Raw genomic sequence first — 10,221 nt, 5'->3', positions numbered from 1 at the left:
TACAACAGTGTAAGGCGCCACAGTTACAACGGTTACCACTCACCGATAGCGGCGGAAAAGCTAGCGGCGTGAAAACCGATAAGAATGTCCAAAATTACTGGACCAGATCAAGCCAGCTCCCACAGGGTTATTGATTGCATTCATGATCAGGTACACCCGAATAAGCTATGGTGCTCACAAATAGTTATCTGTGAGCCACCATGCCCTTCCTCGCCCGCACCCACCCTCGCCTCTCATCCGCCGCCGTACTGGGCCTTGCGGTCGGCCTCCTGGTGCCGGCCGACACCCTTGCCAGCAAGATCCTGATCGGCTGGAACGCCGGGGTCTGGACCTACCTGATACTGATGCTCTGGTTGACCATTCGCGCCAAGGCCGAAGACGTCAAGCGCATCGCCGAAGTCGAAGACGAGAACGCCGGCCTGGTGCTGTTCATGGTGTGCATCGCCGCCATCGCCAGCCTGGCCACCATCACCTTCGAACTGGTGGGTAGCAAGGACCTGGCCACTTCCGAACGTCTGCTGCATTACGCTTTTACCGGGCTGACAGTGATCGGCTCCTGGCTGCTGATCGGGGTGATTTTCAGCGTGCACTACGCCAGGCTCTATTACACCTGGCAAGGCAAGGAGCCGGCGCTGCGCTTTGCCGAGGGCTTGCTCACCCCCAATTATTGGGACTTCCTGTATTTCTCCTTCACCATCGGCGTGGCCGTGCAGACCTCGGACGTGGGTGTCGCCACCCGTAGCTTGCGTAAAGTGGTGCTGGGGCAATCGTTGATCGGGTTTCTGTTCAATACCGCGATCCTGGGGTTCTCGATCAATATTGCGGCCGGGTTGTTTGGTTGAGCCTACCGATAAGATCCGACGAATGGAGGTCAATACCTGTTAGTTCTGACAGTTGCCAAGCGCCTAGTTGTAGCGCGCAATAGGCACACTCAGAAGGCTAGCGGAGCAAGAACATGGGTGGGCAAGGCACATTGATCAACAATCTGTTGGGCAACGGCAGCTTTAGCAAATATGGCGCCGAATGGACCACCCAAGACACCGTGGACTACTCGCGCCAATATTGCCGGGTACTCAACGGGCAGGCCTCTCAAGCCATCAATGCCACGGCGGAAACCACCTACCTGTTGAAATTCTGGAGCCAGGTCTTGTACCAGGGCAAGGGAGAGCTTCTGATCCAGCCCGATATTCCCGGTGCCGACGTGCGAATCGCACTCAACGACTTTCATCTGTGGAGAAAACAAGAGATCCGCATCACCACCCCGCCTGCAACAACCCTCATGACCGTGGCAATCACGGGGATAGCTGGCGAAGTGTGTGTCGACGAACTGAACCTGACTCAGGATACGAGCACTCCACCTCGGCCCGAGCTGGTACTCAATGGAGATTTTTCTGCAAACAGCGACCATTGGGATACGTCAGGCTCACCGATCGGTTCAGGCAGGCACTTTGACGGGGATACGTTTCAGGCAACTTTACAAGGCCAGGCCGGCCAGACCATCGCCGTGACCGGGGGAGTCACTTACGAATTTTCGTTTCGTTCCCGAAGTGAATTCGGCGGGCACGGTTTTGCCCGATTCCAGGTGACCCCTACGGGGACATTCCCGGAAATCCGTGTAGGCGCGGCTGCCTGGACAACCTACACGGCAGACCTGGCAATGCCGCCCGCCACTACGGCCGTCACGATCGTCCTGATCGGTATAGATGGCGCAGTTTTTTTTGATGATGTTTCGTTGAAACGCAAAGCCTGATCCTTCCAGTACACCCAAGCGCCTCCTACCTTGACGCGGAGTCGCGAAACTACGCAGAGGAGATGCACCTATGTCAGTCGTTCAGTTGATTCGCAAACAAAAACCAAGGATTGCCAACCGGTATTTCAAAGGCGAAATTGATGGGGCAGACTTCACTGCCAAGGTGTTTGACATCAAAAAGAACGAAGACCGATGGACCCTTACCGCCAGCAAGGTAGACGACGATTTAGTCAAACATCAAATCCAACTCGTGTTTCCTGCCTCTTTTGAAAAACGCATCTACAAGTTGGAGGAGCATCTGGACGACATCAGACTGACGTATTCGACGAACAGTTTGTTGGACCCCATCCTGAGATATGGTGCCAGCGGCCTCATTGATTTGACCACTGTAGATCCCGCGAACACCCATGTTGCTGGCGCATTGCAACACATCCTCACCCGTGACGACGGCAACCCGGTGTCCACCATCACGGCCTTGTTCGACCTGAGTTGAAACTCAGGCACTCATGACCCAGCGTTTGCTATAAACCCAAAAAAGGAAGCCGAAGCTTCCTTTTTTGGGGTTCCCACTACTACTTACCAGCTGTAACGCAGACCTACGTTTGCCCCCCATGGCTGGTCAACGTGCTTGCCTTTGCTGTGTTCGAAATCAGCGTGCAACTGCAAGTTCTGCGATACCGCGACCGACACACCCGCGCCGAACTCGGCACGCGAACCCGACAAGTCGTTATTGAACACATGTCCGTTGACCGACGCCTTGTTGTTCTTGGCAAACTCATGGGCCACGGCCGTGCGCAGGTAGGGCTGGACGATGCTGCCATCGTTCATGATGAAATCGCGCCCCACCGTCACGCCGAGTTTGCCCAGCACCGAATGGGTGTTTTCACCTTTGGCCTGCAGCCCGTTGTCCAAGCCGTATTTCTTACCTTTGACCACCACTGTCGACGCCTGTGCAAACGGTTCGACAAAGAACTCATTGTCCAGTTTTATATTACGGCCCACCTCCGCCGATGCTCCCAGACCATTGGTTCCGTACTTGCCCTTGGCCTGAACACCATCGCTCATGGCAACCTTGGCATCGTTTTCGAAGCGGTTGGCTTTGACGACGCCGTCAAAGTAGTAACCGCTGTCGGCGTTCATCCACGTCGCATACAGGCCAGCGTAGTAGCTTTTTACGGCGCCTGAAGTACCCCGGCCCAAATCCAGGTCCGAGTCACTGTGCCCTGCCATTACACCGATTAACCATTGGCTGTCTTCACTGAGCGGCGTATCCACACCCAGGGAGAACCCACGCTGAGTCTGTTTGACACCCACGCCATTGGCATCCGCTACCGAATATTTGTTGCCATAACTGCGGATCCAGCCACCGGCCATTGCGTCGTTGTGACGCAACTCGCCCATGCGACTGCGCAACGAGCTCATCTCGCCGTACCATACGGTCGGCGCAGTGTTGAACAGCGCCAGTACCGAGCGCGTGCCCGGGCTGATGGTGCGGGCATTGGGGTCAAGGAACCAGTCATTCCCCTCCTGTTTGAGCCCGTAAGACCAGGCACCGACATCCACAGCCCCTCCCACCAGGGAGAACTGCGCGTCGCCGCCGCCGGTGTGCACGATCTGTACGTCGCCTGGCGACACGGGTTCGAGCCCCGTGCTGGCCACCAACAGGCTATGTTGGCCAGTGGCGTCCCCCGCGATATTCAGAAAGTCGTTCAAGCCTGCGGCGAAATCGGCCCCCATCACAAAGGTACCGTTGCCGCTGAGCGTATCCAGGTTCAACTGGTAGAACTCATTGGTTTCACCAAACTTGACGGTACCACCGGCGAGGTCCAGGTCGTCCACCAGGCTATTGCCAGTCAAATTCCACAACGAGCCATCGCCTATGCTCAAGCTGCTGACGTTCATCAGGGCGCCCGTCAGCGATGCATGGTTCTGCAAATTCAAGTTGGCGGTGCTGCCGGCCTCGACGATCACATTGCCAGTCAAGTGGCTGTTATTGACACGCATATTGGCCGTGGCCGTGCCGGTGACTTTGAGCAAGTTGCCGTTGCCACCAATCAGTTGCGAACCGTTGTTTACCTCTATATTGGCCGTCGGCACCCGCCCAGGTGCACCAGCGACCAGGATCGCAGCGCCTGTCTTGCCTTCGACCGTCGAGCGATCCAGCACCAGCGAGCCATCCTGGGTAGTGCTTGATCCACGGTTAAAGCGAACGCCATTGAGTTCACCAACCAGCATGCTGTTGTTCTGGGCAAAAGCCGAACCCCCTAGCAAAAGAACACCGGTACTGTTGGCGGCAGTCCCTTGCACCAGTGAGTTATCCAGAAACAGCTCGCTGTGTTGGGAAGCAGTCACACCCGATTGCGCACCTTTTATGGTGCTGTTGCTGACATCGGCACGCGAGCCACCCGGTGTCGAGACGTAGCGGTTGAGCAGCAGGCCGGTCGATCGGGTGCTTTCCAGGTGGCTATCGGAGATCGTCGCAGTGCCATTGGTCAGCTCCATTGCCGCAACGCCTGCCCTCTCGGTTTTAACGGTTGCGTTGTTGATGGCCACCTTGGACCCTTCCTGGGCAACAATGCGTTCAATATTGCTACCGCTGTTCACGGTCAACTGAGCACCGAGTCCGAGGATTGAGCCGGCAGTGGCACCATTGACCGTCAGGCTGGAGCCGGCTTGCAGCGCCCAGTTTGTTACCGGTTCGCCAGCTTCAATCACTTTGGACTCGCCAGGCGCCACAACCTGCTGGCTTGCCTGGGCCTGTACCGCAACCCCCAGCAGCAGGCCCAGCGACGACACTTTGACGGCCGCACTTAACGGTGAGAGTTTAAAAAGATACTTGATGGACATGCTGTAACACTCGCTCTGACTAAATATGCCTAAACCCAATGGCATGGCTCGTTCCGATGGAGTGGAGCCAGACCTGTAGAGGCCGCGAGGTTATAGATCCAAGAGGAAGTGGTAAGTAGGATATATCCGAAGATTGCGGAGTAATTGAGTAGCGTATTGGTATTAACAAAACACCAAGGCGCCGGGCGCCTTGGTGCTTGCAGCTCTGCTGCTATGGCGTATAAGGATCGCCATCGCAGAAGTTGTTGGACGTCAACATTCGGACGGGAATGACTGCGGGTACTGATTTGGCCGGCGTCCCTGCGACATCCAGAGAGTACTGGAACCAAATCGAGTTATAGCTCGGCGTAACCCCCGGGACCTTAAGGTGCGGATCGAAAGGTTCAAGCTCGAAGATAAACCCATTGTCCGCCATGTTTTTATCCAATGTGAGTGACCGAGTGCCTCGAGTAGACCCTATCGGAGCATCCCCATTAAGGCCCGTCGAGGCCACGAACTCAAATGTAACTTCTACACCATCAGCGAAAAACTCAGCGCTGGGTGGAATCCAGACTTCAATGTGTTTTTCCCCCTCAGGCGTGCCTGTGCCTTGAGGCCGCAAGGATGAACACGTAATCCTGCCACGGGGGTCAACGGCCCAGGCAAGCGTGTTGCGAAACACTGCGGGATCGAGCGAGTGGATAATCGCATCGTCCACTTCAACGGACGTGCTTGGCGAAAAGTTGCTATTGGCCGCGCCAGGACGACTGACACCGTAGAAAACGGGAATGTCATCGCCATTGCCCGCGGCGGCGATCGCGTCCTTGTCTACCTCAATCATAAAGGAATCACCAGCCCCCTCGCCCGGCGCAACCGTACGCGAACCTGCCGGGTTCAGCTTGCTTCCCCAATACAGCGTAATGACCATTCCGTCTGTCGGCTGAGGGTCGGCAGCCCACAGATTAAAATTCGCCTCGATGGGGCTGGCATGATCAATGTCGGCGGAATTCAGGTAGTTTGGCGTGGGAGTAGACGCGGGGCCCACGATAGTGACAGCGTCCAGGTCTGGACTCGGGTCTCCCGGCGTAGGTGCGCCCGGCCCTTCAACACTCAGATCAACGTCAACCAATACCTCAGCATCAGGCTTATTGACTGTCCCTGTCCTGACGATTTCATAAGTGATCGGCGTCGACACCGCGCCTGTCTGAGTAGCATATTCATCCAGAATCAGTTGACTTGAGGCCGTGAACTCAAAGGGAAATACGCCATTGAGTGGCAACAACCCGGAGGATTGCGCCCCCCAAATCAACCTGTATTGATCACCAGACTCCCATGCATAGCTGGGTATCGCCAACCTTACACCCGCTTTCCAAACCTCGATATCCACCAACTCATTCTCTGGAGGCACTACGAGGTCAATAGGATCCAACACCAGGTTGGCACTGCGTTTAAGCCTGCGGCCCGTAGTGATCCTGGAAATTTCACTGAGATTCCCAGCAGCATCTATCAATCGGTAATAGCCAAAATAATTACCATCTTCAAAATCTTCAAACGCCGAAATGGGCAGGTTGAACTCCACACCGCCACTTTCCATGGGGACGCTGCCCAAGGACGGAGCATCATCGGGTGGCTGCAGAGAAGTGAACCAGACCTGCGCAACGCCATCGCCGTCTTCAAAACCCGCGTAGCTGGAAATCTCGAAGTCAAAACCTCCCGGATTAAGGTCCAGAGTAGCTTGGGTAATGTCGACCCCCAGAGGAAGCGCGGTGGGGAAAACAATCCTTGCGGGGGCCTCAGTACGACCCGATGACTTGTAAGGCCCGTATAGATCAATCCTGACGCGCTCTGCAACGGAGAAGTCCTTATAGTCAGTGTCCGAAGCGGGCTTTACCTTAAACCTGACTTCAAACTCCCCATGCCCCAGAATATTATAATCAATGGTCAACCGGACGAGCGGCTGAGTAGGGTCAGTTTCGAGAATCATCGGCTCCAGTGGTGTCCATACAGCAACCCCAACTGGGCTGTATTCAATCTGTATCTCGTCGCCAATCTCCGGAAAGCCCCCCAGGGGACAATCAACCCGCAAACCAGCATGTTCGTCCAGGTAAGGCCGCCAGATCAAACCACTTACGCCGTTGAGCGCCTGAGAAAATATCGGCGCGTCTAATTTGGGATCATCCCAACCAAGTGTCGTTATTTTTTTTGCACTGTTAATTGCCATCTTAGTTCTCCTTGCGTGTAATAAAGCGCTCAAGAAGTTCCCGGACTGATAACCACACCAGCCTCACATAAAATCACCGGCAAGCCACCTACAACCAAGTTCAGATTGAGCACACTGTAAAACAATCAACAAAGGCACAGAGAAAGTTCAGCCAACTGCTGGAGATTTTCTAATCCGGCCCATTGCCGTTCGGCCCGCAGAATACGGGATCCGAGGTTGAATACCGGCGATCGATTTTTACGTAGCGAATAGACGAACTGCCAATCCGTGTTCCGTTGCGCCATACCGTGAACTCGGCATACGCACCCGCCTCGTTCTTCATGGGCTGAACATAAGGAATATAAGGCACCACAAAAACGTGATAGCCCTGACTCTCGTCAACATCCAACCAATCTTCTTTGAACACTTCAGAGGTTTCAGCGATCGGGCGGTCACCCGCAAACCCCCAAGTGCCTTGCCATTTCAATCGGAGCTCATCGCCGACTGCAATAGCTGCATGTTTATTCACATGCACATGAACCCCCTCCCAGATAGGAGGATCGGTCTGGCAATTCAACCACCCCGTTGTGCTGGCATGCGCAAACTCAGGGCGAGGAAACCTGACCGGCGGCACTATATTAATATTCACGAACTGGTTTGGCGCCAATTGTTCATTCACGCCATTACTCGTGCGATAACTAACCGGAAAAGCTGGATTATTAGGTGTTTCGGCAACTATCTCCCAAGGCACCCCGGTAAATGTCACTAATTGCCCTGGTTTATCGTCGGACTTAACAGTGTAGGAGGCAACTGGGTCTTCTCGGTCGCCCCAGTACAAGTCCAACCACTTACCGACAGCAGGTCCCTCCGGCAAGGCCACTGTCGCCGTGACACACTGGTCCGAATCACTGAAGTCCAAGTGGTTAGCGGTATCGGAAACAGCGCCTCGAATTTCAACTTTAGCCAAGTGCCGATTGTATTCAGCCGGTGCTTGGTCATGGTCCACCCCAAATACCCGGAAGTCAGCGTCGACACGTCGTACCGGCGATGGAACAGCCGTCGCAACACCGGCACGGTAAATAAAGTACCGAACCGGAACCTGGGTCTGTAGGTAGCCATTCTGGATCAATACAGACCAGCTCACCGGGACCACTTTTGGAAAACCGTCAACCGGCTCCCTGGCCAGAAGGATTCCATTCCAACTGACGGCCACCTCGTCGGTCGGATTCCAGTCGAAATAGGCACCAAATCTCACGTTTACGCCACTGCGGGCATCCGCGCGATCAATCAGGCCGTCATAGTCATAGGCAAGCACCTCGGGCGGTTGCAGTCCACTGGGGAGCGCTTGCAGGTTGATATAGACCGGTGTTGCCCCCGAGTAATTGGACTGCTGGTTTCCTGCCCGATCGCGAAGACCGTAGCGCAAAAAACGCGGCCCATTTGGCAGTTGGCGAAACAGCCCGGAAGGCACAGGGACTATCAGCGCCTCAGTGGTGCTGACAAAGGTATGCGTATAGGCCGCCAGAAAAGGGTTTGACTCCTCAGTCTCCAACAAAAAAATCAACCCGTCGTCAAACGCCTGGCGATCCAGATAGGTCGGAATTCGCAGCTCAACGAACTCATGCTCACTGATATAGGCCTCAGTGATGCCGTTATTGGCGACCTCCGGATCGATGAACATAGGCGGCATCAGAGGAGCCATCCCACCCGGCGGCATCCAATCCAGGGTGAACGTAGTGACATGCGGGCTGTGCTCTATACCGCCCGGCCCGTCAACGTAATAACTGAGGTCATAAGAGCCGCTGATCTTCAGCCAATTACCGCCTATGGACAGTTCTACCGGGAAATCATCCTCGGTAACGGGGCCTAACAAGGGAATCGGCGGCAAGGAGTAGGCGGGTTCCGGCGTATGAGGTTTGATTGAGAAATGGACATTGTCCGTTTCGCCGTATTGTGCCGGAAACCGCCAGATCTGCTGGAGTTCAATCTTAATCGGGTGGTACAGGAACTCAGTAGGGATCAGGCCGTTGGGATCATCGGAAAACGCATCCACCACGACGGCAGCCTTGAGTTCGGACATCTGCCCTGCGCCTGTAGCGCTGACAGATGTGTTGGCTGTTTTTTTTGACCCCATCATTAGGCGCTCCTTGATTTCCACGTGGCTGAATCAATCCGCTTCGCTGGCTCAAATTAGGCGCTTGTTTCATCGCGGTGGATACTGTCAGAACTAACAGGTAGATCGCTCCACTCGTCGGACAGCCCCCGAGCGCGCCGAAGAGCAGCGCTTGACGCATTGATTGAGTTGGTGTTTCCTGAAACCGGTTTCAAAGCAGCCATAACCAACTTCAGAATAAGAAAGGCCCGCGACCGTGACTCCTTTTTCCGCCGCCCAGCGCACCCGTGTCACCATGCTCGACGTCGCCCAACGCGCCGGCGTTTCCAAAGCCAGCGTGTCGCGTTTTATCGGCGATGACCGCGCCCTGCTCTCCGACGCGATCGCGCTGCGCATCGAGCAAGCCATCGAACAGCTTGGCTACCGCCCCAACCAGATGGCCCGTGGTTTGAAACGTGGCCGCACGCGCCTGATCGGCATGCTGGTGGCCGATATCCGCAACCCCTATTCCATCGCCGTGATGCACGGCGTCGAAACCGCCTGCCGTCAGCACGGCTACAGCCTGGTGGTGTGCAACACCGACCGTGATGACGAGCAAGAGCGCCAACACCTGGCGGCGCTGCGCTCGTACAACATCGAAGGCTTGATCGTGAACACCCTGGGCCATCACCTCGACCAACTGCTGGAGCTGCAACAGGAAATGCCCCTTGTGCTGGTGGACCGCAAGGTCGCGCCGCTGCACAGCGACCTGGTGGGCCTGGATAACCCGGCGGCGGTGCGCATGGCGGTGGAACACCTGGAGCTGCAGGGTTACCGCGACGTGCTGCTCGTAAGCGAGACCACCGACGGCACCAGCTCACGCCTGGAACGCCTGGAGAGTTTCAACCACGAAATTGCCAAGCGCCCGGCGTTGACAGGCGCCGTGGTTGAACTGGATGGCAACCTGGAAAAGCGTCTGCAAGCCTTTCTCGCCAACCCCGGCCCCAAGGCAGTGTTTTGCGCCAACGGCGTGGCCGCACTGGCCTGCACCCGGGTGCTCAAGGCGCTGGGCTGCGACCTGTTCGGCGAGGTGGGCTTGATCGCCCTGGATGACCTGGACTGGTACCCGTTGGTGGGCAACGGCATCACCGCCCTCGCCCAACCGACGCAAGCGATTGGCGCCAGCGCCTTCGACTGTTTGCTCAAGCGCCTGCGCGGCGATACCGCACCCACCCGCACCCTGGATTTCTTACCCGAGCTGATTATCCGCGGCTCGACGCCCCCTTATGACCCTGGCTTTACTGTGGCGAGGGAGCTTGCTCCCTCGCCACAGTAAAGCCAGGGTCATAAGGG

At 56.0% G+C, this 10,221-nt stretch carries 7 protein-coding genes; 4 read left to right on the top strand and 3 right to left on the bottom strand.

The features are described from left to right. The first annotated feature begins 200 nt into the window (after positions 1–200). The 3 genes from GIV35_RS26740 to GIV35_RS26730 all read left to right on the top strand — a co-directional run bounded on the left by GIV35_RS26740 (position 201) and on the right by GIV35_RS26730 (position 2,243). Positions 201–842: a DUF1345 domain-containing protein gene (locus GIV35_RS26740; protein WP_054897468.1), complete on the top strand. Its 642-nt coding sequence runs from the start codon at positions 201–203 to the stop codon at positions 840–842. Between the two features lie 113 nt (positions 843–955). Continuing rightward, positions 956–1,750, top strand: coding sequence for a hypothetical protein (locus GIV35_RS26735; RefSeq protein ID WP_223024033.1), 795 nt, complete (start codon positions 956–958; stop codon positions 1,748–1,750). Positions 1,751–1,820: 70 nt separating this feature from the next. Next, positions 1,821–2,243, top strand: a complete 423-nt coding sequence (locus GIV35_RS26730) for a hypothetical protein (protein ID WP_105226701.1) — start codon at positions 1,821–1,823, stop codon at positions 2,241–2,243. A gap of 83 nt (positions 2,244–2,326) precedes the next feature. Here GIV35_RS26730 and GIV35_RS26725 read toward each other — a convergent pair whose 3' ends face one another. The 3 genes from GIV35_RS26725 to GIV35_RS26715 all read right to left on the bottom strand — a co-directional run bounded on the left by GIV35_RS26725 (position 2,327) and on the right by GIV35_RS26715 (position 8,913). Next, positions 2,327–4,597: an autotransporter outer membrane beta-barrel domain-containing protein gene (locus tag GIV35_RS26725; protein ID WP_236265089.1), complete on the bottom strand. Its 2,271-nt coding sequence runs from the start codon at positions 4,595–4,597 to the stop codon at positions 2,327–2,329. A gap of 211 nt (positions 4,598–4,808) precedes the next feature. Further along, positions 4,809–6,797, bottom strand: a complete 1,989-nt coding sequence (locus GIV35_RS26720; RefSeq protein ID WP_198716544.1) for a hypothetical protein — start codon at positions 6,795–6,797, stop codon at positions 4,809–4,811. Between the two features lie 169 nt (positions 6,798–6,966). Then, positions 6,967–8,913, bottom strand: coding sequence for a hypothetical protein (locus GIV35_RS26715; RefSeq protein WP_236489345.1), 1,947 nt, complete (start codon positions 8,911–8,913; stop codon positions 6,967–6,969). Positions 8,914–9,145: 232 nt separating this feature from the next. Here GIV35_RS26715 and GIV35_RS26710 point away from each other — a divergent pair, with 232 nt between their 5' ends. Beyond that, a complete protein-coding gene (locus tag GIV35_RS26710) occupies positions 9,146–10,204 on the top strand; it encodes a LacI family DNA-binding transcriptional regulator (RefSeq protein ID WP_329609958.1) in 1,059 nt (352 codons plus the stop codon). The last annotated feature ends 17 nt before the right edge of the window (positions 10,205–10,221 follow it).

This window comes from Pseudomonas sp. PA-1-6B, from assembly GCF_021609545.1.
Lineage (GTDB): Bacteria > Pseudomonadota > Gammaproteobacteria > Pseudomonadales > Pseudomonadaceae > Aquipseudomonas > Aquipseudomonas fluorescens_BV.
Note: the sequence above shows the minus strand (reverse complement) of the source record. Positions and strands in the feature narration are given on the sequence as shown.